The following is a 26,582-nucleotide window of genomic DNA, read 5'->3' as shown; positions in this document are numbered from 1 at the left end:
CGGCTACGCTCTGCGACCTTTTTGCTGGCAGGACGCCGGCCAGTCTCCTTCTCGAGGGGTGAACCATGAAACGTCTGGCCTTCCCGATGGCTGTTGCGCTGCTTAGTGCCGCTGCATTGGTCGCAGTTCCGTTTTCGACGGCATTGGCCCAGTCCGAGAGCGGCGGTGTCGACAAGCGCGCGTCCAATACCCGCGCGGCGCGTAATGCCGAGAAGAACAAGAGCAAGCAGCAAGTCGCCGAGAATCCGTATCCGAATGCGACCCGCGCGGAACCCGAGGTCAAGGTATCGAGCAAGCTCGGCCGGAAGATCGACAAGGCAGTGAAGGCCCTGTACGACGAAAAGTACGACGAGGCCGAACAGGTGTTCGGCGAAGTGCTGGCCGATGCCAAGGCCAACAACTACGAAAAGGCGACGGCTTACCAAGGTCTCGCGAACATCGCCAGCGAGCGCGACGACGATGTCGCCAAGGTGCTCGAATACACCCGCAAGTCGCTGGATCTCGACGCGCTGCCCAATGCCTCGCACTTCGGTGCGTTGCTGCAGTACGCAAACTCGAGCATGAACGAGGAAAAGTACGAGGACGCGGTCACGACGATCGATCAGTGGCTGAAGTTGACGGGCTCCGAAACCGACACGGCCTACATCATCAAGGGCCAGTCGCTGTACCGCATGGAAAAGCTTGATGAGGCCGCGGCTGCCCTGCGCAAGGCGATCGCGCTCGCCCCGCAGCCGAAAGAAGCCTGGTACCAGTTGCTGATGGCCTGCTACTACGAGCAGGAGAAATTCCCGGAAGCGGTGGCGGAAGGCGAGGCGGCACTGAAAGCCTTGCCGGACAACAAGGCGATCACGCGCCTGCTCGGCAACGTCTACATCCAGGCCGAACAGCAGGACAAGGCGGTGGCCCTGCTGTCCGCGGCCTATGCGAAGGGGATGATGAACAGTGAATCCGAGGTCAAGCAGCTGTATCAGCTGTTCAACTTCGGCGATCGTCCGCTGGAGGCGATCAGGATCATCGAGGACGGATTCGCGAAGGGCACCCTGCCGCGCTCGCTCGAGCATCTGCGCGCACTCGGCGATTCCAACCGTCTGGCCGACAAGCCGCTCGATGCGGCCAAGGCGTTCGGCGAGGCCGCGCAACTGGCCGGTGACGGCGAGATGAAATTCCTGCAGGCCTATACCCTGTACGAAGGCGACAAGAACGTGGAAGCGCTTGCCGCGGTGAAAGAGGCCTTGAAGAAAACGCCGTTCAAGAGCGAGGGTCAGGCCTGGATCCTGCTCGGCAATTGCGAACTCGGCCTGGGCAACAAGGCCGGCGCGGTGGCCGCCTACAAGAAGGCCACCGGCTTCGAGGCGACGCGTGCGAGCGCCGAAAGCTGGTTGAAGAGCGCGGCCAAGATGTGATTCAGTACCCGAATTGCCAACCCCATGGGGCGAAGCGGTTCGTTATGGAGCTGTAACGTGCAGGGAAGATCCTGTGCGGAGGCTGGAATGAAGACAACTGGCCGTGGTTATAATCACGACCCCCTTGCCCGGACCCGTCCGGCGATCGGGCCGAAACCACGGCCTCCGCAGAACCGAGACCCCCATGTCGAGTATTGATAACGACACCGAAACAGGATTCAGCTGGCGCCGCGTCGCCGGGCAATCGTTCGCGTTGGCCCTGCACGCAGGGGCTTTCATGTTCCTGATTGCACCGGTCATGCCTCCGGATGCGATCGAGGAAGAACAGGACCAGGTGATCGACGTCACCTTCATCGAGCCGCCGCCGCCGCCCCCGCCGCCGCCGCCGCCGCCGCCGGAGCCGCCGAAAGAGATCAAGAAGGTCGTCGAGCAGAAGCCGCAGGCAGCACCACCGCCGCCGCCGCCGGTCGACGAACGTCCGGTGTTCGACGAACCCAACGAAATGGCCGAAGAAGCCGAGCCGCCCGCGCCACCTGCGCCGCCGGCCCCGGTCATTCCGGAAACCGTGGGCGCGTCGGAAGATCCGAGCTACCGCAAGATGCGTCCGCCGCGCTATCCCCCGATCGCGATGCGGCGTCGCCTGCAAGGCGAGGTCGTGCTGGTCGTCACGGTCGGTATCGACGGCAGCCCGCTCAAGATCGAGATTCACAAGTCGAGCAGTCATCGCGAACTGGATCAGGAAGCGATGAAGGCGGTTCGCCAGTGGAAGTTCAATCCAGAGAAACGCGACGGTCGCCCGGTCGAAGGCCGCGTCCTCGTTCCCATCAAGTTCACGCTCAACTCCTAAGGGTATTGCCATGCAACAAGACCAGACGACCCAGCCTGCCGATGCCGCGGCTGTTCCTGCCGATGCCGCGACAGCTGCTGCGAGCATGCCCGAAGCGACTTCGCCCGCCGCAGTCGACGCCGCGGCCGATGCCGTGGTGGCCGGCGACACTTCCAATGCCGCTGCGCTCCAGCAGATGGGCTTCGATCACCTGATCCAGAACTTCGACTGGGTGGGCTGGACGGTGTTCGTGACCCTGGTGATCATGTCGATCGTCAGCTGGATCTACACGGTGATGAACGCGATGCGCAACACGTCGATCACCGGCAAGATGGAAAAGGTCATCCGCACGTTCTGGGAAACCCCGTCGGCGGCCGATGCGGTGCGTTTCATGGAAGAGCAGCCGAAGGGCGAACCGTTCTCGAAGATCGCGCTCGACTGCGCCTCGGCCGCTGCCCATCACCAGCGCCACGAAGGTTCGCGTCTGGTCGAAGCCCTGAATCGTTCCGAGTTCATCGACCGCGCCCTGCGCCAGGCCGTGGCCCGTGAGAGCTCGAAGCTGGAAAACGGCCTGACCTGGCTGGCCACCACCGGTTCGTCGGCGCCGTTCGTCGGCCTGCTCGGCACCGTGTGGGGCATCTACCACGCACTGTTGAACATCGGTGCAGCGGGTACGGCCGACATCACCGTCGTCGCGGGTCCGGTCGGCGAAGCGCTGATCATGACCGCGATCGGTCTGTTCGTCGCGATCCCGGCGGTGCTGGCGTACAACTTCTTCTCGCGCAGCAACCGCAAGATCATGGCCCGCTTCGACGAGTTCGCGCATGACCTGCACGACTTCTTCGCCACCGGTTCGCGCGTCGAAGGCGCCGGCCCGAAGCCGATGAAGAAGTGATCGAAGCCGCATCGGGAGCCCGCAATGGGAATGTCAGCAGGTGGTAACGACGGCGGCGTGATGGCGGAAATCAACGTCACGCCACTCGTGGACGTGATGTTGGTGCTGCTGATCATTTTCATGATCACGACGCCGATGATGAACCACAAGGTCAAGGTCGACCTGCCCGTCAAGACGGTCACCGCCGCCGAAGACGAGAAGGCCACGCCCATGACCTTGGCGATCGATGATGCCGGTCAGATGTACCTCGACGATGCGTTGATCGACCAGCGCGGACTGGAAGATCGTTTGCGCCGCGAGGCCTTGCGGACGCCCCAGCCGATGATCGAGCTGCGCGCCGACAAGACCACGCAGTACAAGCAGATCGCCGAGGCGATGGCGACAGTCAAGAATGCCGGCATCCGCAAGCTCGGTTTCATCACCGAGCCGAACAAATAACCGCAGGGGCGCGCAATGGCTTTCTCAAGCAACAACTCCGGCGGGCCGATGGCCGAAATCAACGTCACGCCACTGGTCGACGTGATGTTGGTGCTGCTGATCATCTTCATGATCACGGCGCCGGCCGCGACCAATCGCATCCTGATCGACGTGCCGCAGAAATCGACGCAGCCGCCGCCGAAGGATCCGCCGCCACCGATCGATCTGGGCATTCGCGCCAACGGCGAACTGTTCTGGAACGGTCAGCCGATCTCGCTGGAAATCCTCAAGTTGCAGATCGAGTTCGAGTCCAAGAAGAATCCGCAGCCGGTGCTGCAGATCCAGGCGGACGACCAGACCCAATACCAGGTGCTGGCGGACGTGATGGGCACCGCGAAGAATGTGGGCTACAAGAAGATCGGGTTCGCATCGCCGGAAGGCTGAGCGACGCCCATCCTGAACGACCGAAGGCCGGACGCGAGTCCGGCCTTTTTGTTTGTGCCGACGCGGAAATCAGGCGCTGCCGCAGAGGCTGCGATAACGCTGCACGGTGGTCGCCAATCCGGCATACAGCGCATCGTTGATCAGGGCGTGGCCGATCGACACTTCCGCAATCGGTGCGGCTGCGGCGAGCAACGAGGCCAGATTGTCCTGATCGAGGTCGTGGCCGGCGTTGACCGCCAGCCCGGCGGCGCGCGCATCGGCTGCAGTGTGCGCACAGGCCGCCAATTCCACCTCGTAGCGGCCGCCGGAGAATGCGGACGCATAGGGCCCCGTATAGATCTCGATGCGGTCTGCGCCAAGGGCGCGGAGGGCGCGTCCCGATGTCGAACCGGCGTCCATGAACAGGCTGACCCGAGCGCCGCTGCGCTTCAGGCGGGCGATGACCGGTCGCAGACGTTCGCTGTCCCGGGCGATGTCGAAACCGTGGTCGGAGGTGATCTGGGCATCGTCATCCGGCACCAGAGTGACCTGGGCCGGGCGTACCGCTTCCACCAGTTCGATGAAGCCGGGATAGCCCTGTGCATTAGGGCCTGCAAACGGATTGCCTTCGACGTTGAATTCGACCGTCAGCATGTCGGCGAGCGCGAGCACATCCTGCGGGCGGATATGGCGCAGATCCGGGCGAGGGTGCACGGTGATGCCGTCGGCCCCCGCCGCGATGGCGACGCGAGCCGCAGCCAGAACGTCGGGCAGGGCGCCCCCGCGCGAATTGCGCAGGACGGCGATCTTGTTCAGATTCACGCTGAGCCGGGTCATCGCGGCAGTGTGCCATAGCCCACACTGTCGACCCAATGCTTGGTCAACAATGCTGAATCGGCCGTGCTGGCCGCCAAACCCTGTGGTGAAATGCGGTCATGCCGGTAGCCGCAGCGCGCAAACTGCTCAAATGCCTCGTGGGCCTGGCGATGGCTTGGGGCACAGGCGCATGGGCTGCGCCGGAGACCGGCGACAGTCTCGCCGCGGCCGATGCCAGCGGCGTACCGATGCTGACGCGCTTCAACGCCGAGCATTACAGCGTGATGCCGCAGCACAACGCCATCGCCACCGATGCCAGCGGCCGGGTGTTCGTCGGCAATGTCGAGGGCGTGTTGCTGTACTCGGCCGGTCGCTTCGAGCACCTGCATGCGGAACAGGAAATGTCGGTGCGCTCGGTGGCCTTGAGTGGCGACGGCCGCGTCATCGTCGGTGGCTACGACCAGTTCGGGTCCTTCGGCGAACAACCGGACGGTCATTGGACCTACACCGATATCGACGAACAATTCCGCGACGTGCCCGATGCGCATCCGCTCGGCCAAGTGTGGCTGGTGGCCGAACTCCCGGATGGCCAGTATTTTCTCGGCGAGCGGCGCCTGTTCCATGTCGACCGGGACGGCGCGACCGAAAGCTGGCCGACCCCGAACGACGTGCAGACCGGCTTGCGTGTCGGCGACGAGATCTGGGCGCGGGTTGTCGACCACGGCCTGATGCGTTTCGACGGCAAGGCCTTCGTGCCGGTGCCGGGGGGTGAGGAATTCACCCGTTATGGCGTCCAGAGCGCAGCGCCGCACCCGGACGGCACCCTGTTCAGTTCGCGTGTGAAGGGCTTGTATCTCGGCGACGCCGAACATGGGCTGCGCCACGTCGACACCGCCTACGACGCCTGGATGCAGCGCACCCAGGTCTATGCGGTGGCGGCCCTCGCCGACGGCGACTTCGCGCTGGCCACGCTGTCCGGTGAGGTCGCCATCGTCGATGCCCAATTGGCGCTGAAGAAGCAGTATCGCATCAGCAATTATCCGATCACCGACGTGGTCGCGAATGTCGATGGCGGGTTGTGGTTTTCGACCGAGGGCGATCTGGTGCGGATGGAGTGGCCCTCGCCATGGACCTTCGTCGGCGAAGAAGATGGCCTGTTCGGTGCACTCAATGATGCCGAATGGTTCGAAGGGCGACGTTGGGTCGCGACCTCGCTAGGTCTGTTCCGTTCCGGTCGCGATGACCAGGGCCGCATGCGGTTCCAGTCGCTGCCATGGGCACCGGACGAGGTCTGGGATCTGCAGCGGGTCGGTGACGATCTGCTGGTCGGCGAACGCAAGAGTATCCAGGTCATTCATGCCGACCAGGCAACGCGCCTGATCGACAGCAACGGCGTGTTCGAACTGATTCCATCCGCTTTCGTGCCGGGTCGCGTATTGACGCTGGAAAGCACTTCGATCCTCGAACTGGACCACGCCGCGACCTGGCGCGCCGGAACGCGCCACGATCTTGGCGAGGTCACCATCTCGACCCTGGTCGAACTTGCGGCCGACCGCTGGTTGATCGGCAACTGGCGCGGATATCCGCAACTCGTGACGCGCAGCGTGGACGCGACTGGTCCGCACATCGCGATCCGGCCGCTCGGCCGCGAATCCGGCCTGGGCGATGTTGCGGACGCCGGCAGCAGCGTGTGGCAGATCGGCGGCAAGACCTATGCGACGCTGGGCGATGACCTTTACGAATGGCGGGACGAGCGCTTCATCGCGCAGCCCGGGCATCCGCTGGTCGCGCTGGCCGGACAGCGACTCAACGAGATCGAATTCCGAGGCGGCCCCGGCCATCAGTACGCCTTCACCAGTCGCGATGTCTGGGTCGAACAGGGGGGGCAGTGGCAGCCGTTGCGCATCGAGTCGCGCCGGGTGCTTGGGGTGAGCGAACTGTCGTTGGCCGATGATGGCCGTCTGACCGTCGTGGCCTGGGGTGGGCTGCTGACCTATGACCCGCGCCTCGCCAATGCCGGCGATACGGCATTTCACCTGCGCATGCACCGCGCCCTGCTGACCGATGCGCGCCGTCAGACGCGCCTGCTCGATCGTCGTGGCCTCGCGGTGCTGGCGCTGCCGCCGCTGGAAGGTCTGCGCTTCGAATACGGCATCGATGGCCACGACAGCGCGGTCGAATACCGCAGTCAGCTCGAAGGCAATGACGGCAGCGCCGTCTGGAGCGACTGGTCGACAGCGCAGATGCGCGAATTCAACCGACTGGCGCCGGGCGATTACCACCTGCGGGTGCAGGCGCGCACGCGCGCCGGACGACAGGCCAGCGACACGCTGGATTTCCGGTTCCGGGTGCAGCCCCGCTGGTACCAAACGCGTGCCGCAGCCTGGACGGCGGCCGCCCTGGTGCTGCTGTTCGGTTCCCTGCTGGCCTGGGCCTGGGGCCGCTACCGTTCGCGCAAGCTGCACGAGCGCAACGTCGAACTCGAACGCGAGATCGCGGCCCACACCCGCGACCTCGAAATCGCCAACCAGCGGCTGTCGCGGCTGGCGGTGCAGGACGGCCTGACCGGCATCACCAACCGGCGCGGCTTCGAACAGTTCTACCTGCGCACCTGGAACCGCCTCGCCGAACATCGCCAGACCCTGGCGGTGCTGATGGTCGATGTCGACTTCTTCAAGCAGTACAACGACCAGCACGGCCACTTGCTCGGTGATGAAATGCTGCGTGGCATTGCCCGCCAGTTGGAGCTCGACGTGCATGAACCCGAAGAGCTGCTGGCACGATTCGGTGGCGAAGAGTTCGTCATTGTGCTCCCCGGCATCGACATCGACGAGGCGACCACGCGGGCGCACGCGGTGCGCGCGCGCTGCGAGGCCTTCGGCAAGGACCGGGAAGTGACCGTCAGCGTCGGGGTCGCGGCCTGCGTGCCGCGCGGTGGCCTGAAGTCGGCACAGTTGCTCGACGAGGCCGACGCTGCGCTCTATCGCGCCAAGAAGCTCGGCCGCAATCGCGTCGAACGCGGCCGTTCGATCTGAATCGCGTCAGTCGGTGACGACTTCGCGCCGCTTCGCGGTGTGCAGCAGCCACAGGTTGCGACTGTAGATGAACAGTCCCGAGAACTGGCCGAGCGTGAAGACCAGATCGCGTTTGTGGATCGCATAGACCGTCAGGACCAAGCCCCCGCCCAGGGACAGCCACCAGAACACGGTCGGCACCACGACCCGCTTCGCGCGTTCGCTGAACCACCATTGCACGATGAAGCGCGACGCAAAAACCGCCTGGCCGAGAAAGCCGATCGCGAGCCAGAAATTGAAGTTGTGCGCCCAGGACGCGAAGAAGTCGGACATGTGTTCCCCGAAGCGGAATCCGGAGCCAGGCTCCGAAGCAAGTCGCCCAGCTTAGCGACTCAGTCGTTAGTAATTTCTTGTACTGCGGTGCGCTTGGCACGCCGGATCAACCAGGCCACGCCGCGCAAGTCGGCGATGCCCACCAGGGCGCGATTGAGGTTGTTGTACTTCGAGACGCCGGCGCCGCGCGCACGATGGTTCACCGGCACGCTCAGCGTCTTCCAGCCGGCCCGCTGCATCAGTGCCGGCAGGTAACGATGCATGTGATTGAAATACGGCAGGTCGAGGAAAGCTTCGCGCTCGAACAGCTTGATGCCGCAGCCGGTATCGGGGGTGTCATCGCGCAGCAGGCGGCTGCGGATCGCATTCGCGACCTTCGACGCCCAGCGCTTGCTGCCGCTGTCCTGGCGATTCACCCGCCAACCGGCAAAGAGCTTGGTCTCCGGCAAGGCACCGGCGCGGGCGGCCAGCATTTTCGGAATATCGGCCGGATCGTTCTGGCCGTCGCCATCGAGCGTCGCAATCCACGCGCCGCGCGCAGCCTTCACGCCATTGCGCACCGCCGTGCTCTGGCCGCTCTGGGTGACATGGTGCAGCACCCGCAGCTCCGGCACACGCGCCTGCAGCGACTTCAACACGGCCAGTGAATCGTCGCGACTGTGGTCGTCGACATAGACGATTTCGAAGGTAATGCGACCACGCAATGCAGCGACGATTTCGTCGACCAGCGGGGTGACGTTGTCGCGTTCGTTGAAGACCGGAACGACGACGGAGAGTTCGGGTGCGGACACGTGAAACCTGGATCGATCCGCCGCGAGGGCGGCGACATGGCGCGCACGCTAACCGATGCGGCGCGAGGCCGCCACCGACAATTCGCCTCAGGGCGCGCCCACTGCGCTGCCGATGCCGTGCGCGAAGGCCAGATGAAATTGCGATTCAATCGCATCGAACTCGCGCGCATCGGCGGCGAGCAGGATCAGGGTGCCATCACCGATCGTTGCCTCGCGGCCACGCACGCCGGCGCGATCGAAATCACGCCGTGCCTCGCGCAGCTTGGGCACATACATCGCAGTGACCGGACCGCTGGCGCGTTGCATCACCATGTGCACCGACATGCGGCTGCCGAGCGGACAGTCGTTCAGATAATGCACCGCGCCCGGGCTGTGGGCGATCGGTGCACCGAGCGACGCGAACATCGCGCGCACGTCCGCGCTGGCCACCTCGGCGCGCGCCGACAACGCGAACGGCTCGTGCGCGAGATGGGCCACGGCGAGATCGGTGGTCGCGGCATTCGCCGTGAACACGCGCCAACCCACCGCCGTCGCAAGGCCGATGCCGACGACCAGCCCGGCAGCGATTTGCCAGATGCGCAGCGAGCGCACACGGGGCTCATGCAACGCCGCGGTGGTCTGGTGCAACAGGATGCGTTCGGCGAGCGTGTCCGGCACCGGGATCGCGATCGCTGCGGCCAGCGAGCGTTCGAAAACGAGTGCGCGCTCATGCGCTTCGCTGCAGCGCGGGCATTGCGCCCGATGCGCGAGCGCAGCGGCGTCGAGGCCGCGCGGGTCGGTGCCGATGGCGCGGCGGAACTCAAGGCAGTTCATAGATCTTGCCCTCCTCGCCATAACCGCCGAGCGCCGCCTTGAGTTTCTGGCGGGCGCGGAACACCTGGGTCATCACCGCGCCCGGCGTGCTGCCGAGTTCCGCCGCAATCTCTTCGCAGCTGAAGCCGCCGAGCACCTGCATCAGCAAGGGTTCGCGATACTTCGCGTCGAGCCTGGCCATCGCGCGCCGGACCAGGGCATCGTCACCAAGCTGATCCGGCGACTGCAGGTCGGACTCCGGCAATTCGACCGCATCAATCGGCTCGAAGGCCGGCGTCTTGCGTTCGTAAAGGCGCGCATGTTCACGCCGCAGGATGGTGACCAGCCAGGCCTTCGCGGCCGCGGTCTCGCGCAGATTGTCGAGCGACCGCCAGGCGCGCAGATAGGTTTCCTGGGTCAGGTCATGCGCCAGCGCCTCGTTGCCGCACAGCCAGAACGCGAAACGATACAGGTCTCCGCTGGTCGCGCGCACCAAGGCATCGAACTGGGACTGTTTGCTCACCATGCCCCCAAGACCTGCTCAGGGGATCGATTCTTTCACCGAATCGCGTCAGGCGGCATCGTCGGTTTCGATGGCGCGCATGGCTGCGCGCGCCAGAAACCCGCTGCGGGTCATGTGATGGGTTTCGGCATATCGATCGATACGCTGGACGAGTGCATTGGGCAGCGAGATATTCAGTCGTACGGGCTTTGCATTGACCCGAGCGAGATCAATATCGACCAGCAGCCAGAAGCCATCGCTGAACTCCGGATCGCCCTTCCAGCGAATGATGTCGCTCGGTGCCGGAACTTCCGTGTCCTCCCCCTCGAAATGCGCTTCGACGGCCTCCTGAGCCATGGCCGGGAGATCGTCCAGCATATCTGCCGCCGTGAAGCAGCCCGGGATGTCGGGAAACTGTCCGCCGTAAGCAGACCCGTTTTCTTGATGGACATAGAGTGGATACAGCATGGGTCTCTCCTATCTCCAAATCCCAGCCAGCTTGGCGAAAAATGGCGCGCAACGTCCCGATCGGGAGGTCCTTTTTCGGATGCGGCACAGTCACGTGCCCAGGTCGTGCGGGGTGCTTGAATTTCTGATGTGAGCCGACGACATGCACCCGCTTCCAGCCATCGGATTCGAGGCGACGGATGACTTCGACGCTATTCATGCCCAAATCATACACAAAAGTGTGTAGAAGTCCCGCGTTCAGCAATCAACGAATCCGTTCGAGGATGCCGTCGAGTTCGTCCAGCGAGTGGTAGGCGATCACCAGTTTGCCGCGACCGTTGCGGGCGTGCTGGATGGCGACGCGGGTCGCGAGTTTCTCGGACAGGTCCTGTTCGAGGCGGCTGATGTTCGGGTCGGTGCCGGGTTTCTTCTTGCCGTCGGACTTGCCGTTGGTCTTCGCCGACTGTTCGTTGCGCACGCGTTCTTCGAGTTCGCGCACGCTCCAGCCGCCATCGGCCGCCGCGAGGGCGAGGGCGGTGGCACGGGCCGGATCGAGGGTGATCAGCGCACGGGCATGGCCCATCTCCAGGCGATGCTTTTCGAGCAGGGTGCGTACCGCTTCCGGCAGGTCGAGCAGGCGCAGCAGGTTGCTGACCGCCGCGCGTGAACGGCCGACCGCTTCGGCGGCCTGCTGGTGGGTGAGTTCGAATTCGCGGATCAGGCGGCTGAGCGCGGTCGCCTCTTCGAGCGGGTTCAGGTCTTCGCGCTGGATGTTCTCGATCAGCGCCATCGCGATCGCGGCCTGGTCCGGCACCTCGCGGACCACCGCCGGCACGTCGGCCAACCCAGCCTGTTGCGCGGCGCGCCAGCGACGTTCGCCGGCGATGATCTCGTAGCGGTCGCGACCGATGCCGCGCACCACGATCGGCTGGATCACGCCCTGCGCCTTGATCGATTCGGCCAGTTCGGCCAGGCGTTCCGGATCCATGCCGGTGCGCGGCTGGTAGCGGCCGGGCTGCAACTGGTTCGCGGGCAGGGTGCGCAGCTCGCCGCTGCTGGCGGCGTCATTGCTGTCGCCACCGCTGGTGTCGATGCCGAGCAGGGCGTCGAGGCCGCGGCCGAGGCCGCGCAGTTTCTTGGTCGCCATCACGGGCTCCGTCAGTTCGTCGGGCCGGCAGCGGCCGGCTTGGCAGTGCGTTCGTGGCGCAGCATTTCGCCGGCCAGCCCGAGATACGCGATCGCGCCGCGCGATTCGCGGTCGTACATCGAGATCGGCAAACCATGCGAGGGTGCTTCGGCCAGGCGCACGTTGCGCGGCACCACGGTGCGGAAGACCTTGTCTCCGAAATGCTTCACCAGCTGGTTCGAGACGTCGTTGCCGAGGTTGTTGCGCAGGTCGAACATGGTGCGCAGTATGCCTTCGAGCTCGAGCTTCGGATTCAGGCGCGTCTTCACCGCCTTGACCGTGTTCAGTAGTGCGGTCAGGCCTTCGAGCGCGAAGTATTCGCATTGCATCGGCACCAGCACGCTGTCGGCGGCGGTGAGCGCGTTCAGGGTCAGCAGGCTCAGCGACGGCGGGCAGTCGATCAGGATGAAGTGGTACTTGTCCTTGACCGTGTCGAGGATGCTGCGCAGCCGCGTCTCGCGCGCGATCTCGTCCATCATCCGGATCTCGGCCGCGGTCAGGTCGGCATTGCCGGGCAGCAGGTCGAAGCCGCCGGGCGTGGCCACGATCGCGCGCTCCGCCGGCACTTCGTCGAGCAGCACTTCACAACCGTTCGGCTTGGCGGTGGCCTTGTCGATGCCGCTGGCCATGGTCGCATTGCCTTGCGGATCGAGGTCGATCAGCAACACCTTGCGCCGCGCCTCCGACAAGGCCGCCGCGAGGTTCACGCTCGTCGTGGTCTTGCCGACGCCACCTTTCTGGTTCGCGACAGCGATGATGCGGGTCATGGGCGGACAGGGCCTACGCGCCGAAAGGCGCCGGGCCGCGGATGATACCCGCTTCTGTAGGAGCGAGCCCCGGCTCGCGACCGCCGACCGCCTGAGCGGTCGGCGGTCGCGAGCCGGGGCTCGCTCCTACAGGGCTGCGCTGCGGGTCAGCTCCACCACCACCCGTTCCCCATCCAGGCCCGGCACGGTCAGCGGGTGGATGGCGACGAGGGTGTAGCCGGTCGGGATCGCAGCCAGTTCCTCGGCATGGCCGGGACCTTTCATGGCGAGCAGGCGGCCGCCGGGGGCGAGCCAGTCGCGGCACCAGCCGGCGAGTTCGGAAATCGGTGCGACCGCGCGTGCGGTCGCCGCAGCCAGTGGTGCCGGCGGTCGGTACGCCTCGGCGCGCGCTTCGACCACCTCGACGTGGTCCAGCCCCAGCGAACGCTTCACCTCGCGCATGAAGCGCGTCTTCTTGCCGTTCGATTCGATCAGCACCACGCGTCGTTCGGGATGCAGGATGGCCAGCGGCAAGCCGGGCAGGCCGGCGCCGGCGCCCATGTCGGCAAGTTCGGTGTCGGTCCACAGCGGCGCCATCGCCAGCGAGTCGAGCAGATGCCGGGTCAGCATCTCGGCCGGATCGCGGATGGCCGTCAGGTTGTAGGCCTGGTTCCACTTCGCCAGCAGTTCCAGGTAACCGAGCCAGCGGCCGACGCGAACGTCGTCGTGCGGCAACGCCATCGTCGCCAGCGCCTCGATCAGTTTCGGCCGCAGCGCGGCGATCACGGGAGACAATTCCATCGCGGCAGTATGGCGAGAGAATCCGGCAGGCGCACGCCGGCTGAATGCATCGGATCGGGGCCGGAAAAGTTCAGGATGAATTCACCCCGGTGCGCCACACTCAGGACGTTGACCACGGGGATTGCCATGAAACGCCTTGCCGCCCTTGCCCTGACCGCCGCCGCCAGCCTGCTGTCCGGTTGCGCGACCTACGACGACTATTCGTACTACGACCGCGACGGTTATTACGAAGACGATTACTACGGCGATCGTTACGACTCGCGGCGCTACTACTACGACCGCTACGGCAATCGCGTCTACATCAACGATTACGATGTCGCCAACCGCTATGGCGTCGACTATGGCAACGCGTCGTGGGGCTATCCCGACTACGTCCGTTACAACTACTACTACTCGGCGCTGTGGCCGACCTACCGCTATTACTACGACCCCTACTGGAGCCCCGGCTTCTACTACGGCGTCACCTATTTCCCGCGCACGTATTTCGGCCTGAATCTCAGCTGGTACAGCTGGCCGTACTACCAGGCGTATTCGCCGTATCGCAACAGCTACGCCGACCACTATTACGACTGGCGCGACGAGCGCAGCCGTGGTCGTGCCGGACGCATGGAGCAATACGGCTACACGCCGCGCTACGGCAGCGCCCGCAACGAAGCCCAGTATCTCGCGCGCACCACCGGTGCCCGCGGCGCGGCGCAGCAGACCTACTACGGCGCATCGACGCAGCCGGGCGGCATCGTCGATCCGGTCCAGGCGCGCCAGACCCGTGCCCGCGGCGGTTCGCTGCCGTTCGAACGCAGCGGTCGCGACTGGAACATCGACCCCTATGGCCCGGACGGGCGCGGCTATGGCGGCTTCACCGGCCATGGTTCACCGACCGGCCCTTCCTCGCGCGAGCAGCTGGGTCGTGGCGGCGCCATCGGCAATCCCCGCAACGCCGATCCCGGTTATCAGGGCACGGCGCCGGTGACGCGCTCGCCGCGCGGCTATGACCGTGATCGCAACGATGGGCGTGATCTGGAACGCAACGACGGCTATGTCGCGCCGGCCCCGAACCGCGTCTATCGCAGCCGTACCCAACCGGGGTCGGCGGAAGCCGCATCGGGCGAGTTCATGCCGCGGCAGACCCGCGAGCCGTACAACCCCGTCTTCGAGCGCCATGTCGATCAAGCGTCGCAGCCGCGTTCGCAGCCGCGCGAGATCTACCGTGGTCGCGAGATCCAGGAACGCCAGTTCGAACCGCAGCGCGAACCGATGGAGCGCCGCGAGCCGGTGTTCCAGCGCAGCGAACCGCGACCCGCCCCGAGTTACGAGCGCAGCGAGCCGCGCGAGCAACCGCGCTACGAACGACCGCAGCCGAGTTTCGAGTCACGCAGCGAATCCCGTAGCGAATCGCGCAGCGAATCCTCCGGCAGCGACCGTGGCGGCCGTGCCGCACATGGCCAGCTGGAACGCATCGTTCGCGACGACGACGATTGATCGACCGCCGCGTCCGTAGGAGCGATTCCCGGGTCGCGATTCTTTTGACCGACGTTTGCGAAAAGCTCTTGCCCGACGAACGCGAAAAGAAGAAGCATCGCGACGCGTGGGGTCGCTCCTACGAGGTCTCGCGAAGTCGACCGTCTTCGAGCTTCAGCACCCGGTCGGCAAGCGCAAGGCTTGCCGGGCGGTGCGTGATCAGCAACACCGTACGTTCGCGCAGCAGCGCATGGCATTCGGCGATGAAGTCGCGTTCGCCGTCGGGATCAAACATCGCCGTCGCCTCGTCCAGAATCAACACAGCCGGATCTTTCAACAAGGCGCGTGCCAGCGCGATACGTTGCTTCTGACCGCCGGACAGGCGCACACCTTCGTCGCCGATCACGGTGTCGTAACCCTGCGGCAGTTGCTCGATGAAGGCATGCGCGTGCGCCGCGCGCGCCGCGCGTTCGATCGCCGTCCGGTCTGCGCCGGCCAGTCCGAAGCCGATGTTGTGTGCCACCGAGTCGTGGAGCATCAGCACGTGCTGGCTCACGAGTCCGACATGGCGGCGCAGATTGCGCAGCGACAATTCGCGCAGGTCAACGCCATCGAGGGTGATGCGACCCGCGCTCGGATCGGCGAAACGCATCAGCAGATGGGCGAGCGTGCTCTTGCCGGCGCCATTGGCGCCAGTGATCGCGACGGTCTCTCCGGCGCCGATGTGCAGCATCAGAGCCGAATACAACGGCGTCCGGCCGGGATAGGCGAACGCCACCGCCTCGAACGCGAGTTCGCCCCGGACTTTCGACAATTCGCGCCGACCGCCGTCCGGCTCCGGGGCTTCCGCAAACAAGGCGTCCAGGCGCTGCGTCGAGGCCCGCACCGCTTGGACTCGCCCGTACAGACCGGCGAATTGCGACACCGGTTGCGTCAACAGCAGTCCGTACAGCAACAAGCCGACGAGGTCGTCCGCAGCGAGTTCGCCTGCGGCCACCGATCGTGCGCCGAACCCGAGCAGCGCGACGACCGCGCTGGCCGCGAGCCAGCGCACGATTGGCGCCAGCAACAATTCCTGTCCTTGCTGGCGTTCGCCGAGGGCGCGCACGCGTTCGCTCTGCAACGCAAAGCGACGAGCATGATCGGCCTCGCGGGTGTAGGCCTTGGTCAGCGCCAGCAGCGACAAGTGCTGTTCGGCGAGCGCGAATTTCGCGCTGTCCTCGCGAATATGGGCGTCGACGGTCGGACGAATGCGTCGCCCAGCAAGCTTCAATGCCAGCAGGTAGACCGGCACCAGCAGGGCGATCAGCACGCCGAGAGTCGGTGCAATGCGCGCCAGCATGAACAGGGCGCCGGCGCCGGTCAGCAGCATCGGTGTGACGGCAGGCAGTGTGCTTGCGACGAATCCGGCGACCCGCCAGACATCCTGGCCCAGCAAGGACAGGATCTCGCCGCGCTTGCGTGCCTGATGCCAGGCCAGCGGCAGGGACTGCAGGTGGTCATGCACGCGCACGCCGAGTTCGGCCACCAGACGCGCACCGAGCCGGCCCCCGAGCCAGCCGTTGGCCATCGTCAATGCGGTCTGAACGGTGAGCACGGCGACCCAAGCCCATAACAGTCCCGACGGAATTTCCCGGCGCATCAGCGCCGCCACCGCCTCGCCGGCAAACCACGGCGCAGACAACCACGCCAGCGCCTCCAGCGCCGACAGCAGCGCACCACGCAGCAAGCACCAGCGTTCGGTACGCAACAAATCGGCGAAGAGGGAAGCGCGTGAGGACATCGAACGGCGGCAATGCGGAAGACGCGGGATAAGATCGCGGCAAGCCGGACCACGGCGTCGTTCCCTGACCGTCATGACCCAACCCGCGACTGCCGCAACGCTAACACAGGCTCACGCCAAGCCCGATCGGGCACCGCATGGCTAGCACTCGCTGTCGTTGGCGATCCTGGTGTGCGCTGCCGTGGCGAGAACGTGTGCGACTGCTGCATCTGGCCTTGCTGCTGGCGCTGGTGCAGGCCTGTCTGAAGGTTGCAGGTTATGCCCGGACGCGGCGCTGGTGCGAACAACTGGGCGACGCGCCGCAGCGTCGTATCGCGACCGCGCCGGACATCGCGGACGCGCGACGCCTGGCCGAACTCACCGACATCGCCGGCCGCCACGGCCTCGTGCGCGCCACCTGCCTGCGTCAGGCGCTGGTCGTCACCACCTTGTTGCGCCGGCGCGGATTCGACGCGCAGCTTCGCATCGGCGTGCAACGCGACGGCGAACCGTTCGGGGCGCATGCGTGGGTGGAGGTCGGCGGTACGGCATTGGGTCGGCCTGACTCGTCTGGTCAAGGCCCAACGCTTCAGCGTTGATGCGAATTCGCGTCAGTGCCGCCGCCCGATTCCTGTAGTCAAGTCGACGAGGCGCCGGATCCAGGCCCAAGGCAATTGGCCGCGATGCTTCAGCTTGAAGTGAGCCTGCATGTAGCGCCAGTCCGGGAACACCCGGCGCAGCAGCCACGGCACGCGCTCCGACCAAGGCAGCTCCCGGAATGCCCAATAGCTGCGATATCCAAGATGGCGCGCGTGATCCATGCGGAACGCCTCGTGGAGAGCCACTTCGGTCAACAATTGCATTGTCGAATGAGGAATCGCTATGTCGAATAGCGAATACACCGCTGCGAACGTATGCCGACAAGGCTCGGCGGTTCGTGATGTCATGGCCAATCTGGCCAGCAATGTCCAGTCTGAATCGGACAGGCGCGGCACCAACAGCGCGATGTCGTACAACCAGATCAACCGATCACCGGCGACCTCAGTCAGGTTGCAGGCACGGTGCAGGCAGGCGTGAATCAAGGCGTGAACCGGTCCCAGAGCCCAACCGCCGGGAAGTCCCGTCAACGACTGTCGTTCCACCCACAGGTCGTTGAACGAAAAACAGTGGGCAAAAGCAGGGTGATTCGAGAGTCGCCAATGCACGTCGACGCTGTGTTCTCCCTTGCCGATGGGCTTGCGATACGCGCGCTCATAAGTAGGGGGGAGCAAAGGCAGGTCGAGATCTTCGTATCCCAACGCCAAGAGCGCATCGCGACATCGCACCACGTCAGCTTCCGAGCGGAGCAAGAGATCGATGTCGCTGCGTGTGCGCAGATATGGCTCGGGATACAACCAACGCGCCAAGGCAGCACCTTTCAGAACCAGAACGTCGATATCTGCAGCACGCAGCGCGGAGAGTGCGTCCCGCTCATGCGCCTGCAGGAACAATTCGCGCGCGTGGGCGCGTTGCAACGTCGCAGTGCACGATGCCCTGTCAGCGACACCGAGGTCAACGGAAGACTGCCATCTTGCAGCGAGCAACGTGTCAATACCCTCGACGCGACCGGCATCGAGCCAAGGCTGCAGAGACGCCGGTCGAGAGGTGGATCCGGCCACCAGCTCGCGAGCAAGTTGTTCGCGAGAGATCATGGCGGCGGTTGGCGTTTGCGGATGCCAAATCGCCAAACATCCCAGAGGAAGCGAGGTGTCGAGACGAAGGTTCGGCGCCACAACCGTCGTGGTTCCTGCAGCAGTCGTGGCAGCCACTCCAGACCAAGTCGCTGGAACAGCGGGTGCGAACGCTTGATGCGCCCGGCATAGAAATCAAATACGGCGCCAATCGCACCAGCGACGCGAACCTCAAGTTGCGGCCATTGTGCGTGCAGCCACTGCTCCTGCTTCGGCGCGGTCATGCCCACCCACAACACATCGGCGCGCGCGGCGTTCACGGCAGCAGTCATCGCCATGTTCTCGGCGTCGGAGAACTGCGTTGCAAAGGGTGGCGAGTAAGTACCGACTACTTCCAGCGACGGCCAGTCGCGCTGCATGCGAACCGCGATTTCCGCAAGCACCTCCGGTGTCGAGCCAAGAAAGAACACCCTCCCGCCACCGCGGAGCGCGAGCGCATCATGTAGACCGGTGAACAGGTCGAAGCCCGTGACCCTTTCCCGAATGTCACCACCACAAAAGCGCGACGCGAGCACGATGCCGATGCCGTCTGGCACCAGGATGTCGGCTGCTTTCAGGGCTCTCGAGAATTCCTTGCGATCGCAGGCCACGACATAGGAATGCGGATTCATGCAAGCTGCCCAGATACGGCCATCGTGCCTGATCGCATCCATCATGCGACTGACGCTCGCACTTTTCCCGCCAGAAAAAACGCGGTAGCCCAACACGTCCTCGTTCATTGAGCGGTGCCCCGGTCACGATATTCGCGCTGAGCCGCTTCGTAGATGTGCATCAACCTGTCGTGATTCGCCGATTCGGTGTAGTGCATCTGAAAAGCAGCGTGCGCTTCCATCGACATCGCCGCGAGCCGATCCGGCTGCTCCCACAAATCCGAAGCTCGCCGACGCAACTCTTCATCGTCACTGGCGCGAAAGGTGGTGCCGCCAGCATCACGAACCAATGCAGGCAACGGCCCGAGATCAGAGACCAGGGTCGGAGTCCCAAGTGCGAAACATTCCCGCAAAACCATCGGGAACCCCTCGATACATGTCGACGGCACCAGTACCAGCTTGGCATCGCCGATGAGATACTGCGTTTCCTCGGCACTGCACTGTCCGAGGAATCGGATGCGGGCCGAATTTTGCCGGACTTCGTCCTCCAGGCGCGCACGCAACGGGCCATCTCCGATGATCAGCAATTCAGGTGCCTTCGCACCCCAGCGCGACCATGCGCGAACCAGAACATCGACGCCCTTCTCGCCACTCAAGCGCCCTGCATAGACCACGCTACCGGATCGCTCATGCCAGGGTCGGCAGGTTGGCGTGCCGGGATAGAAGTTCGGCTTGACGTATGTGCGCGCCGATGGAAGGCCGGCCGCAACGAGCCGATTTCGCTGGTCCTCTGTCAGTGCGATGAAGGCTTCGACATCGCGACGCCAGGTACCACGGGCGCGATGCAATGCGATGCCCGCAGCGATCGGAAATGTGGCAATTCGGCTGCCGCGATAACAGCCGTGGAGAAGCGCAGGCGTGACACTGTGCCGGTCGAGGCAAAGCGTGCAGGTGTGACCGTCGCGAAGCGGGATGGCTGCGGCACAGAACAAGCGGTAGTTGTGCAGGCTGAGAACCCGTGCCGCACCATTTGCGGCGGGAAAGACGGCTGGAGACAGCAAGGGAAACGTGTTGTGTGCGTGCACAACGTCCGGCTTGAAGCGTTGGACCTCCTCACGAACGGCGTTTGCAGCGAATACATTCCACGGAGTCGACAACGCGCCGAGCATTGCGCCATACGAGCCGGTTTCGCGCAAGGAGTCGCTGTGTCGGGTAATGGTTCGGACGTCGTGACCACGTCCTTCAAGCAGCACTCGTTCTGCCTCGAACACCTGGTTTTCGCCGGATGGCGCGGCTGAACCGTAATGATTGTGCAGCAGCAGGATTTTCAAGATCTCGCCGCCATTTGCAATTCCGTCGCACGCAATTGGTGCGCGATCGAATATCCGAGCCCCAGCAGTGCGAACTGCAGATTCCCGAACCACGCCACGTAAAGAATCACGTTGTCGCTGAGCATGAAGATCGCCATCGGCAGGAAGGCCGAGACGGCGACGTACAAGTAGATGTTGAGCGGATTGGGCAAGCGTCGTGCCGAACGCCACCCATGCCAGACCTGCAGGAGCATGGTTGCAGCGAACAGCAAGGTACCGATCAGGCCGTACTCGTAGCGCAGGCGCAGCCAGTCGTTGTGTGGGTGCGCCACGTGCGTGATGCGCAACGAAATTGCCTCGGTGGTATTGGCACCATGTCCGAAGAAATATTCGTCCTTGAGTCCGCGACGCAAGGCATCATTGAGCACCGAGCGTCCGGACGTCGCGAAATTCGCCTCGACATGCTCCTCGCCCGTGAACATGTTGTACACCGCCGTCACTGCTTCATCGACGGTGCCGCGCCCGGAGTAGAACATCTTCTTCTGGATGCGTTCGGTCTGGAACAGCGCCAACCCGATCACGGGCAATGCCGCAAGGAGCAGAAGTCGGCGCAGCACCGACCAAGGCGCGAGGACCAGTGGCAAGGTGATGGCCACGGCAATCATCCCGGTACGCGTATTCGCCAGCACCGGCACCGCGGTCATGATCTGCCACAGCAGCAAGTCGCGATTTCGGCGCATCAGCACATATCGCGTGGCAAACCAGCACGCGAGAAGCGATGCGGTGATGCTACCCGCCGCAAAGTTGGTGGTGTCGTACAACGTGCCCGAGGACAGTAGACCGGTAGCGATGCCTGCTGCAGCCAAAAAAACCCAAAGAAACCAGGTAATCCAGCGGTCGATGCGGTCGAGCAGCTCGGGCGTCGTGCGCAATGTCGAAAATGCAGCACCGACCACCAGGGGCGTCAGCAGCATGATGCCGCGCTGCAATGCATTGGCCGCTTCCGCCATGACCGTGTAGCCGATGACCCAGGCGATCCAGGGAACCCAGAGCATGATCGGAAATGTCATTCGGCCGATGTTCGTGAGCAAGTGCACCAAGGCAACGGCCAGCGGCAGCATCCAGCCGAGAAAGGACGCACCCATTGCGGCAGGCAGAATCATGGGCAGATAACTTGCCAACAGGCCGCCGGCAAGCGCGAGCATCGGTATGGGTACGCCCTGGCGGCGCAACGATATCCGGGCGGCTCGGGAATCGACGTTGACGCTGTACTTCATTCGGACGCAGTGGTCGAGGGCGGGGAGCGCATGATGCGCGCGCGCGCGCCGCGAATCCAAGTGTCGAGATTGCGGCGTAAGGCCGCCGGCAATCGACACAAGAACCAAAGGTATCCGGAGCGGGGGTTCCATGGTGACAAGCGGAGTGCCTTTCCGGCCTCACTTCGGGCTTGACCCGTCTGATCGAAGCGCAGCCACATCGCTGCACGCATGCGGTGCCATGCCGCACGATAGGCGGCGAGACCCGGAGTGTCGGGATGCTCGTGTTGCAAGGTGGCGAGCGCCCGACCTACGGCGTCGTCCGGATCAGGTCGGCGTTCGATCCCCGAGACACGGAAGACCGCCAATGCGCGGCGGTCGTAGGCCAGCGGGTAGGCGAGTGCAAGTCGCGCCCAGGTCAACAAGTCTTCACCACTGGCAATACCTTGGGGAAATCCGCCCAAAGCAAGTATCGCTGATCGGTCGATGGCGACCGCTGAACTGAACACCGGCGGGTCGGATCGCGCTGCGATGGTGAAATAGTTCGACCAGAGACTCTGGTCTTCGGTCGACCGGGCTGCTTCCACTCGGGCGACGCGCCCCACGGCCCCCTCCCGTTGCAATGCATATCCCGTTGCCCACCAACGCGCAGTCGGATACCGCTCGCGCAGTGCCATGACTGCAGCCAGGAATCCGGGTTGCCACACGTCGTCGGCATCAAGGAAAGCGACGACATCGGCGGCGGCGTGGTGCAGGCCGGCATTGCGCGCGACTGAAACACCCTGGTTGGCTTGCGTCACCACTCGAATTCGGGCGTCCTGCATGGCCGCAGCGAGCACCTGCTCCGGACCGGCATCAACCGAACCGTCGTCGACGACAACGAGTTCCCAGTCGGTCATCTCCTGTGCCTGCACTGACGCGATGGCCTCGATCACCAGATCGGCCTTGTTGTAGAGCGGCATCACGACGCTCACGGCTGGCGTTGCAGTGGCGTTCACCAGATCACCACACGACCGGTCCATGCACGCGCGAGAAGTCCGGCGACGAACCACGGTCGAGGTCGTGGTGGCAGATCGAGCAGATGCAGTGCGCTATCGACATGACGTTCAAGCGAATAACGCCGTGCCAGGTCGTGACCAATCTCGATCCAGTGCTGACGCTCGGCGTCATCGATGGACGCCACACGCCGCAACAATGCCGCCCAAGCGTCTGCATCGCCGACTGCTGGCAACATGGTCCATGTCAAGGATGCAGGCAATGCGGCACGCAGGGCGCCCACGGTCGTCGAACCAAGCACCGGCAGGCCACTCTGCCATGCCTCGTTGATGACCAAACCCCACTGTTCGTAACTGCTGGGCACCACCAACACTCGGGCATGGCGCATCCAATTCCGTGCCTCGGCATTGCTTTGTCGGCCGAGCCAGACGACGCATCCGGAGATACCGAGATCGATCGCCAGTTGCTGCAACCCGGCTCGTTCCGGGCCATCGCCGATCACCACGAGCCGTGGCGATTCCGGCAACAGCTGCGCCATGGCGCGAAGCACGCTGTCCAAGCCTTTGCGGGCGATCAAGCGACCGACGAACAACAAGTCGGTGCGTTCGTGGTCGCTCGAAGGTCCGGCCTCGTCTGCATCAGCGACCGCATCGACTGCATAGGCTTGCCGGTCGGCCGGAATGTTCAGCGTCTCGAAATAGCGGCCGTGCAGCTTGTCCGGCAGGAATCCGCCATCGACGTAGCCGTTGAACCAACGCTTGACGATTCGGGTCAAGCGCCCTCGATGGTCAGTGGCCGACCACGCATCGTCCATCTGGAACAACGTTCCGCCGCGATCCACCTTGTGATGCAGTGCACCGGCTCCTTCCGCAAATGCCGGCGCTGGCGCGAACACCGATACGGCGCCAAGCGCATGCAAGGCTTGGCGCACGCTGCGCGCCACATGGGGCGCGGACAGTTTCAAGTAGTCGATATTCGGAAATAGCGTGACCACATGCGCACCGGCAGGCAGCGGCGTGTCGGCAAATTCACCGTAGCTGGAGTCGGCGTTGGTCACTTCCAGAGCAACGCATGGCCGGCCACGTGCTGCCAATGCTGCAGCAAGCGCCAGAAAACGCGCGCGGTGATAAGGCAGCATGCGTTGATAGACAAAGACGACAGGGCGTACCGACACGGGAATGGCAGGCTTGGACAAGGAGATCGCGCCTGCCAGCAGATTTCGCGCCATCACATCGGCGGTCAGCGCTGCCGCGGTAGTCCTCGCCTGCTCACCCAGGCGATCGGCCAGCGTTCGATCTGCGATGAGGGTGAGGCAGGCAGCCGCCAGAGCTGCGGGATCGTCTTCGGCCCAGCGCCCGTTGACATCATGGCGGACGTAGATCGCCTCGGGGCTGTGATCGGCGCGACGCGGCAACACCACCGGGAGCCCCATCGTCATGGCATCCAGCACATTGAGACCGGCGACGCCCGTGATGCACAGGCAGTGGCAGGCGGACAGGGCAACGAATTTGTCGCGGCCGTGTAGCGGTCCAGTCAACACCAGCCAGGACGGCGCGGCTGCGCGCAGGGTGGCGAGGCCATCGCCGCCACCGATCACGACAACTCGCGCGTCCGGGACGCCGCGACGGATCTGCTCGCCGATGAGAATGATCCACTCCGGCCGTTTGTCGCTGTACCAGCTGCCCAGAAAGGCGATGCATGGGGCTTCACCCAGTGTCCATTGCGAGCGGAACGCGCGCACGAGGTCGTGTCTCGGGTACAGCCCTTCCGAACCGCGGGTGTCGGGCGCGTTCTCGACGACACGAAGTCGGGCCAGAGCGACGCCTTCGGCCAGCATCGCCGCGCGGCACTGTTCGGTATAGAGAAGATGGCCGTGTGCGAACGCCATCAGTCGAAATCGCAGGATTGCAATGCCCGGCTCAGCACGTTCGGCTGAAAGTTGCGGCCATGACCCCAGGTCAGCACCGGCTTGCCGGCGAGTCGACGCAGCAACATCGCGGCAATATTGCTGAGCGTCCGCAGCTGATCGGGAAGGATCAGTACGTCGCATTCGAGCACCTCGCGCCAGGCCAGGCGCTGCCATTCAATGCCACCAAGCAGCGTCCAGACCGGGAATCGCGTGGCCCAGGCGACCGCACCATGCGTACCGCGCCGGGTGAATCCCTCGGGCGGATCGGACGTCCACAGTTCGAACGTGTCACCTGCCGCCTCGCACTGCGCGCGCATCCGGTCGAACACGACTTCGCGATACGTCGGCACCAGGCGCTGAATCAACACAATCTTCATGGATTGCCACGTCGCAAGGTGGTCATGCCCAGCGAAGCGCACAAGCGGCCGAGCGAATGCAACAGCGCAGCCCGACCGAAGTGTCGCTCGACATGACGAGTGCCAGCGGCAGCGATTCGCGCGCACAATGCAGGATCGTCCAGCAACAGCGCCATGCCCTCCGCGAGGGCCCCCGGCGATTCCGGTGCCACCAGCACGCCAGCCTGGCCCAGAGCCATCAGTTCCGGCAGCGCACCCACCCGAGTGGCAACCGTGGCGACGCCCGCCGCCATGGCCTCGGCCGCACTGAGTCCGAAGCCTTCCTCGCGGCTCGGCACCACCGCAAGATCGAAGCCGCCCAGGGCAGAGAACACCTGCGCACGTGGCCGCGGCCCGGCAAAATACACGAGGTCGGCAATACCAAGTTGGGCCGCCTGGTCGCGCAGCGCTTGCTCCTGTGCGCCGGCGCCGACGAGCACCAGGCGCAATTTCGCACGACGTTGCGCCAACTGCGCGAACGCGTCGATCAACAGATCGGGCCCCTTGATCTCGGCGAAACGGCCGACATAGCCGACCACCCGGGCGCCCTGTGGCCAGCCGGCCAACGCTCGCCAACGCGTGGGTTCGGCGTTCCGTGCTGCATCGGTATCGACGGCGTTGGCAATGACCGTCACGCACCCGCGCCCGGAAGTCGCGACATCGCCTCCGAACAGTCCTGCCGCCGTCGTCTCCGAAACGCACACGACACGATTGCACCAGCGCCGCGCGAGCCAGCGCAGGCGCCGTCTCGCCCCGATGTCGAAATGTTCAGCGGACACATGCACGGCGGCGACCAGGCGCCGCGCAAATGGCTTGGCCACGAGCAGTGGCAACAGCGTCGGCGTCAGGTACTGCAACCACACCAGTGCCGGGCGTGACCCATGCCACAGGGCGCGCGCCAATGCCGAGGCCAAGCGCAGGTGCGCAATCACACCGGGGCCACGTCGCAGTCCAAGTCGGGACACCAGCACGCCCGATGACTCGAACGCCAGCAACATGTCCGCATCGACCTCGTCGAAATACACGATCACCTCGACTTGCAGCCCCAGCGACTGCATCGCCACGGCCGTTTCAAGCGTCGCCACTTCCGTGCCGCCTGTCAGCAGGCAGGGGAGCAGGATGACCAGACGCTTGCTGGGTGGGAATGCAGTCATGTCTGGTGATCGATGAACGCGTTCAAATGTCGAAGACGTTGTTCCGCCAATAAGAAATCGTCGTGCATTCTTTGGCGACTCCTGAGGAGCAAGCCTGAAAACGAGATTTCGAAGCCATGCGACGCCATCAGCGTCTTGACCTCCGGCTTGTTGGGACCATCGGTGTTGTCCCAGACGACGACGCCATTGTCCACGAGGAACGGTAACCCGGCTTTCGCGCCGTCTATCCAACTTGCCAAGGCATCGACGATGATCACCTCGAAGGCCGAATCTCCAGACAAGTCTTCGGCGACAAGATCCCGGGAAATCGCCTTCGCGACAACTATGGCGTTTGCCGGCCGGAACGATCGAACGACGGCAGCCCATTGCGGATCGTTCTCGACCGCCACGACACGTTTGAACGCGCGTGTACCAAATTAATGAGAGAATTTTGATGGCGTTATACCGGAAACGAAGACGTGGTTATTAGATTTGCTGAATGATTTGACGAAGCCATTTTCATTCAGCAGCCGGACTACCGACTTCTCTTCGGCGTACGGCGCGTCCTCAAAAGACTCCGCAACAATCAGTCTTGGAAAGAACTCTCTGGGCGTATCGCTGAAGAACTTGCTCAGTACGGAGTGCTCGTGG

The 26,582-nt window shown here is 64.3% G+C and carries 27 protein-coding genes and 1 pseudogene; 8 read left to right on the top strand and 20 right to left on the bottom strand.

Annotated elements, in window-relative coordinates:
* Positions 1-65 precede the first annotated feature (65 nt).
* The 5 genes from IPP28_04335 to IPP28_04315 all read left to right on the top strand — a co-directional run bounded on the left by IPP28_04335 (position 66) and on the right by IPP28_04315 (position 3,985).
* On the top strand, positions 66-1,403 hold the full coding sequence (locus IPP28_04335; protein MBL0040279.1) for a tetratricopeptide repeat protein: 1,338 nt from the start codon (positions 66-68) through the stop codon (positions 1,401-1,403).
* 184 nt (positions 1,404-1,587) lie between these two features.
* Positions 1,588-2,250: an energy transducer TonB gene (locus IPP28_04330; protein ID MBL0040278.1), complete on the top strand. Its 663-nt coding sequence runs from the start codon at positions 1,588-1,590 to the stop codon at positions 2,248-2,250.
* Positions 2,251-2,335: 85 nt separating this feature from the next.
* A complete protein-coding gene (locus IPP28_04325; GenBank protein ID MBL0040277.1) occupies positions 2,336-3,124 on the top strand; it encodes a MotA/TolQ/ExbB proton channel family protein in 789 nt (262 codons plus the stop codon).
* Positions 3,125-3,154: 30 nt separating this feature from the next.
* The gene (locus tag IPP28_04320; protein ID MBL0040276.1) at positions 3,155-3,562 is read left to right on the top strand and encodes a biopolymer transporter ExbD; all 408 of its coding nucleotides are present in this window, start codon (positions 3,155-3,157) and stop codon (positions 3,560-3,562) included.
* Between the two features lie 15 nt (positions 3,563-3,577).
* On the top strand, positions 3,578-3,985 hold the full coding sequence (locus IPP28_04315) for a biopolymer transporter ExbD (GenBank protein ID MBL0040275.1): 408 nt from the start codon (positions 3,578-3,580) through the stop codon (positions 3,983-3,985).
* Between the two features lie 69 nt (positions 3,986-4,054).
* Here the strand turns inward: IPP28_04315 and IPP28_04310 are convergent, their stop codons facing one another.
* Positions 4,055-4,801 carry a pyridoxine 5'-phosphate synthase gene (locus IPP28_04310; protein ID MBL0040274.1) on the bottom strand — a complete coding sequence of 249 codons (747 nt, stop codon included), beginning with the start codon at positions 4,799-4,801 and terminating at the stop codon, positions 4,055-4,057.
* 98 nt (positions 4,802-4,899) lie between these two features.
* On the opposite strand from IPP28_04310, the gene IPP28_04305 reads away from it, so the two are divergent.
* Positions 4,900-7,815, top strand: coding sequence for a diguanylate cyclase (locus tag IPP28_04305; protein MBL0040273.1), 2,916 nt, complete (start codon positions 4,900-4,902; stop codon positions 7,813-7,815).
* Positions 7,816-7,821: 6 nt separating this feature from the next.
* On the opposite strand, the gene IPP28_04300 is transcribed toward IPP28_04305, so the two are convergent.
* The 9 genes and pseudogenes from IPP28_04300 to rsmG all read right to left on the bottom strand — a co-directional run bounded on the left by IPP28_04300 (position 7,822) and on the right by rsmG (position 13,392).
* The gene (locus tag IPP28_04300; GenBank protein ID MBL0040272.1) at positions 7,822-8,127 is read right to left on the bottom strand and encodes a lipid-A-disaccharide synthase N-terminal domain-containing protein; all 306 of its coding nucleotides are present in this window, start codon (positions 8,125-8,127) and stop codon (positions 7,822-7,824) included.
* Between the two features lie 59 nt (positions 8,128-8,186).
* Positions 8,187-8,918, bottom strand: coding sequence for a glycosyltransferase family 2 protein (locus IPP28_04295; protein ID MBL0040271.1), 732 nt, complete (start codon positions 8,916-8,918; stop codon positions 8,187-8,189).
* 87 nt (positions 8,919-9,005) lie between these two features.
* A complete protein-coding gene (locus IPP28_04290) occupies positions 9,006-9,731 on the bottom strand; it encodes a DUF3379 family protein (GenBank protein ID MBL0040270.1) in 726 nt (241 codons plus the stop codon).
* Positions 9,718-10,236, bottom strand: a complete 519-nt coding sequence (locus tag IPP28_04285) for a sigma-70 family RNA polymerase sigma factor (protein MBL0040269.1) — start codon at positions 10,234-10,236, stop codon at positions 9,718-9,720. Before IPP28_04285 ends, IPP28_04290 begins: the two co-directional genes overlap by 14 nt.
* A gap of 45 nt (positions 10,237-10,281) precedes the next feature.
* Complete coding sequence (locus tag IPP28_04280) at positions 10,282-10,680, bottom strand: type II toxin-antitoxin system HicB family antitoxin (GenBank protein MBL0040268.1); 399 nt, start codon at positions 10,678-10,680, stop codon at positions 10,282-10,284.
* A 19-nt stretch (positions 10,681-10,699) separates the two neighbouring features.
* A pseudogene (locus IPP28_04275) lies at positions 10,700-10,879 on the bottom strand (type II toxin-antitoxin system HicA family toxin).
* Between the two features lie 45 nt (positions 10,880-10,924).
* Positions 10,925-11,821, bottom strand: coding sequence for a ParB/RepB/Spo0J family partition protein (locus IPP28_04270; GenBank protein ID MBL0040267.1), 897 nt, complete (start codon positions 11,819-11,821; stop codon positions 10,925-10,927).
* Positions 11,818-12,612: a ParA family protein gene (locus IPP28_04265; protein MBL0040266.1), complete on the bottom strand. Its 795-nt coding sequence runs from the start codon at positions 12,610-12,612 to the stop codon at positions 11,818-11,820. Before IPP28_04265 ends, IPP28_04270 begins: the two co-directional genes overlap by 4 nt.
* Positions 12,613-12,738: 126 nt before the next feature.
* On the bottom strand, positions 12,739-13,392 hold the full coding sequence (gene rsmG / locus IPP28_04260) for a 16S rRNA (guanine(527)-N(7))-methyltransferase RsmG (protein MBL0040265.1): 654 nt from the start codon (positions 13,390-13,392) through the stop codon (positions 12,739-12,741).
* Positions 13,393-13,518: 126 nt separating this feature from the next.
* On the opposite strand from rsmG, the gene IPP28_04255 reads away from it, so the two are divergent.
* On the top strand, positions 13,519-14,871 hold the full coding sequence (locus IPP28_04255; GenBank protein ID MBL0040264.1) for a hypothetical protein: 1,353 nt from the start codon (positions 13,519-13,521) through the stop codon (positions 14,869-14,871).
* Positions 14,872-14,989: 118 nt separating this feature from the next.
* Here IPP28_04255 and IPP28_04250 read toward each other — a convergent pair whose 3' ends face one another.
* Positions 14,990-16,633 (bottom strand): ABC transporter ATP-binding protein, encoded by a 1,644-nt coding sequence (locus tag IPP28_04250; GenBank protein MBL0040263.1) that lies wholly within the window; start codon positions 16,631-16,633, stop codon positions 14,990-14,992.
* Between the two features lie 137 nt (positions 16,634-16,770).
* On the opposite strand from IPP28_04250, the gene IPP28_04245 reads away from it, so the two are divergent.
* Complete coding sequence (locus IPP28_04245; GenBank protein ID MBL0040262.1) at positions 16,771-17,211, top strand: lasso peptide biosynthesis B2 protein; 441 nt, start codon at positions 16,771-16,773, stop codon at positions 17,209-17,211.
* 12 nt (positions 17,212-17,223) lie between these two features.
* Here IPP28_04245 and IPP28_04240 read toward each other — a convergent pair whose 3' ends face one another.
* The 9 genes from IPP28_04240 to IPP28_04200 all read right to left on the bottom strand — a co-directional run bounded on the left by IPP28_04240 (position 17,224) and on the right by IPP28_04200 (position 26,341).
* Positions 17,224-18,303, bottom strand: a complete 1,080-nt coding sequence (locus tag IPP28_04240) for a nucleotidyltransferase family protein (GenBank protein ID MBL0040261.1) — start codon at positions 18,301-18,303, stop codon at positions 17,224-17,226.
* Positions 18,300-19,061: a WecB/TagA/CpsF family glycosyltransferase gene (locus IPP28_04235; GenBank protein MBL0040260.1), complete on the bottom strand. Its 762-nt coding sequence runs from the start codon at positions 19,059-19,061 to the stop codon at positions 18,300-18,302. The genes IPP28_04240 and IPP28_04235 overlap by 4 nt, the downstream gene beginning before the upstream one ends.
* Positions 19,058-20,263 carry a glycosyltransferase family 4 protein gene (locus IPP28_04230; GenBank protein ID MBL0040259.1) on the bottom strand — a complete coding sequence of 402 codons (1,206 nt, stop codon included), beginning with the start codon at positions 20,261-20,263 and terminating at the stop codon, positions 19,058-19,060. The genes IPP28_04235 and IPP28_04230 overlap by 4 nt, the downstream gene beginning before the upstream one ends.
* The gene (locus tag IPP28_04225) at positions 20,260-21,405 is read right to left on the bottom strand and encodes an O-antigen ligase family protein (GenBank protein MBL0040258.1); all 1,146 of its coding nucleotides are present in this window, start codon (positions 21,403-21,405) and stop codon (positions 20,260-20,262) included. Before IPP28_04225 ends, IPP28_04230 begins: the two co-directional genes overlap by 4 nt.
* Before the next feature lie 110 nt (positions 21,406-21,515).
* Positions 21,516-22,496, bottom strand: coding sequence for a glycosyltransferase family 2 protein (locus tag IPP28_04220; protein ID MBL0040257.1), 981 nt, complete (start codon positions 22,494-22,496; stop codon positions 21,516-21,518).
* Complete coding sequence (locus tag IPP28_04215; protein ID MBL0040256.1) at positions 22,493-24,382, bottom strand: glycosyltransferase; 1,890 nt, start codon at positions 24,380-24,382, stop codon at positions 22,493-22,495. The genes IPP28_04220 and IPP28_04215 overlap by 4 nt, the downstream gene beginning before the upstream one ends.
* Positions 24,382-24,780 (bottom strand): hypothetical protein, encoded by a 399-nt coding sequence (locus IPP28_04210; GenBank protein ID MBL0040255.1) that lies wholly within the window; start codon positions 24,778-24,780, stop codon positions 24,382-24,384. The genes IPP28_04215 and IPP28_04210 overlap by 1 nt, the downstream gene beginning before the upstream one ends.
* On the bottom strand, positions 24,777-25,952 hold the full coding sequence (locus IPP28_04205; protein ID MBL0040254.1) for a glycosyltransferase family 4 protein: 1,176 nt from the start codon (positions 25,950-25,952) through the stop codon (positions 24,777-24,779). Before IPP28_04205 ends, IPP28_04210 begins: the two co-directional genes overlap by 4 nt.
* Positions 25,949-26,341: a hypothetical protein gene (locus IPP28_04200; protein MBL0040253.1), complete on the bottom strand. Its 393-nt coding sequence runs from the start codon at positions 26,339-26,341 to the stop codon at positions 25,949-25,951. Before IPP28_04200 ends, IPP28_04205 begins: the two co-directional genes overlap by 4 nt.
* Between the last annotated feature and the right edge of the window lie 241 nt (positions 26,342-26,582).

The sequence above is a fragment of the Lysobacterales bacterium genome (assembly GCA_016721845.1).
Taxonomy (GTDB): Bacteria; Pseudomonadota; Gammaproteobacteria; order Xanthomonadales; family Ahniellaceae; genus JADKHK01.
This window is presented reverse-complemented; position numbering and strand designations above follow the sequence as displayed.

Coding starts and splice junctions, on each gene's coding strand:
- IPP28_04210 (MBL0040255.1), bottom strand. CDS start 24,780: ATGAAGATTGTGTTGATTCAGCGCCTGGTGCCGACGTATCGCGAAGTC.
- IPP28_04265 (MBL0040266.1), bottom strand. CDS start 12,612: ATGACCCGCATCATCGCTGTCGCGAACCAGAAAGGTGGCGTCGGCAAG.
- IPP28_04245 (MBL0040262.1), top strand. CDS start 16,771: ATGGCTAGCACTCGCTGTCGTTGGCGATCCTGGTGTGCGCTGCCGTGG.
- IPP28_04330 (MBL0040278.1), top strand. CDS start 1,588: ATGTCGAGTATTGATAACGACACCGAAACAGGATTCAGCTGGCGCCGC.
- rsmG (MBL0040265.1), bottom strand. CDS start 13,392: ATGGAATTGTCTCCCGTGATCGCCGCGCTGCGGCCGAAACTGATCGAG.
- IPP28_04310 (MBL0040274.1), bottom strand. CDS start 4,801: ATGACCCGGCTCAGCGTGAATCTGAACAAGATCGCCGTCCTGCGCAAT.
- IPP28_04290 (MBL0040270.1), bottom strand. CDS start 9,731: ATGAACTGCCTTGAGTTCCGCCGCGCCATCGGCACCGACCCGCGCGGC.
- IPP28_04315 (MBL0040275.1), top strand. CDS start 3,578: ATGGCTTTCTCAAGCAACAACTCCGGCGGGCCGATGGCCGAAATCAAC.
- IPP28_04280 (MBL0040268.1), bottom strand. CDS start 10,680: ATGCTGTATCCACTCTATGTCCATCAAGAAAACGGGTCTGCTTACGGC.
- IPP28_04305 (MBL0040273.1), top strand. CDS start 4,900: ATGCCGGTAGCCGCAGCGCGCAAACTGCTCAAATGCCTCGTGGGCCTG.
- IPP28_04320 (MBL0040276.1), top strand. CDS start 3,155: ATGTCAGCAGGTGGTAACGACGGCGGCGTGATGGCGGAAATCAACGTC.
- IPP28_04285 (MBL0040269.1), bottom strand. CDS start 10,236: ATGGTGAGCAAACAGTCCCAGTTCGATGCCTTGGTGCGCGCGACCAGC.
- IPP28_04325 (MBL0040277.1), top strand. CDS start 2,336: ATGCCCGAAGCGACTTCGCCCGCCGCAGTCGACGCCGCGGCCGATGCC.
- IPP28_04300 (MBL0040272.1), bottom strand. CDS start 8,127: ATGTCCGACTTCTTCGCGTCCTGGGCGCACAACTTCAATTTCTGGCTC.
- IPP28_04250 (MBL0040263.1), bottom strand. CDS start 16,633: ATGTCCTCACGCGCTTCCCTCTTCGCCGATTTGTTGCGTACCGAACGC.
- IPP28_04215 (MBL0040256.1), bottom strand. CDS start 24,382: ATGGCGTTCGCACACGGCCATCTTCTCTATACCGAACAGTGCCGCGCG.
- IPP28_04235 (MBL0040260.1), bottom strand. CDS start 19,061: ATGAACGAGGACGTGTTGGGCTACCGCGTTTTTTCTGGCGGGAAAAGT.
- IPP28_04205 (MBL0040254.1), bottom strand. CDS start 25,952: ATGACTGCATTCCCACCCAGCAAGCGTCTGGTCATCCTGCTCCCCTGC.
- IPP28_04240 (MBL0040261.1), bottom strand. CDS start 18,303: ATGATCTCTCGCGAACAACTTGCTCGCGAGCTGGTGGCCGGATCCACC.
- IPP28_04255 (MBL0040264.1), top strand. CDS start 13,519: ATGAAACGCCTTGCCGCCCTTGCCCTGACCGCCGCCGCCAGCCTGCTG.
- IPP28_04225 (MBL0040258.1), bottom strand. CDS start 21,405: ATGATTCTGCCTGCCGCAATGGGTGCGTCCTTTCTCGGCTGGATGCTG.
- IPP28_04335 (MBL0040279.1), top strand. CDS start 66: ATGAAACGTCTGGCCTTCCCGATGGCTGTTGCGCTGCTTAGTGCCGCT.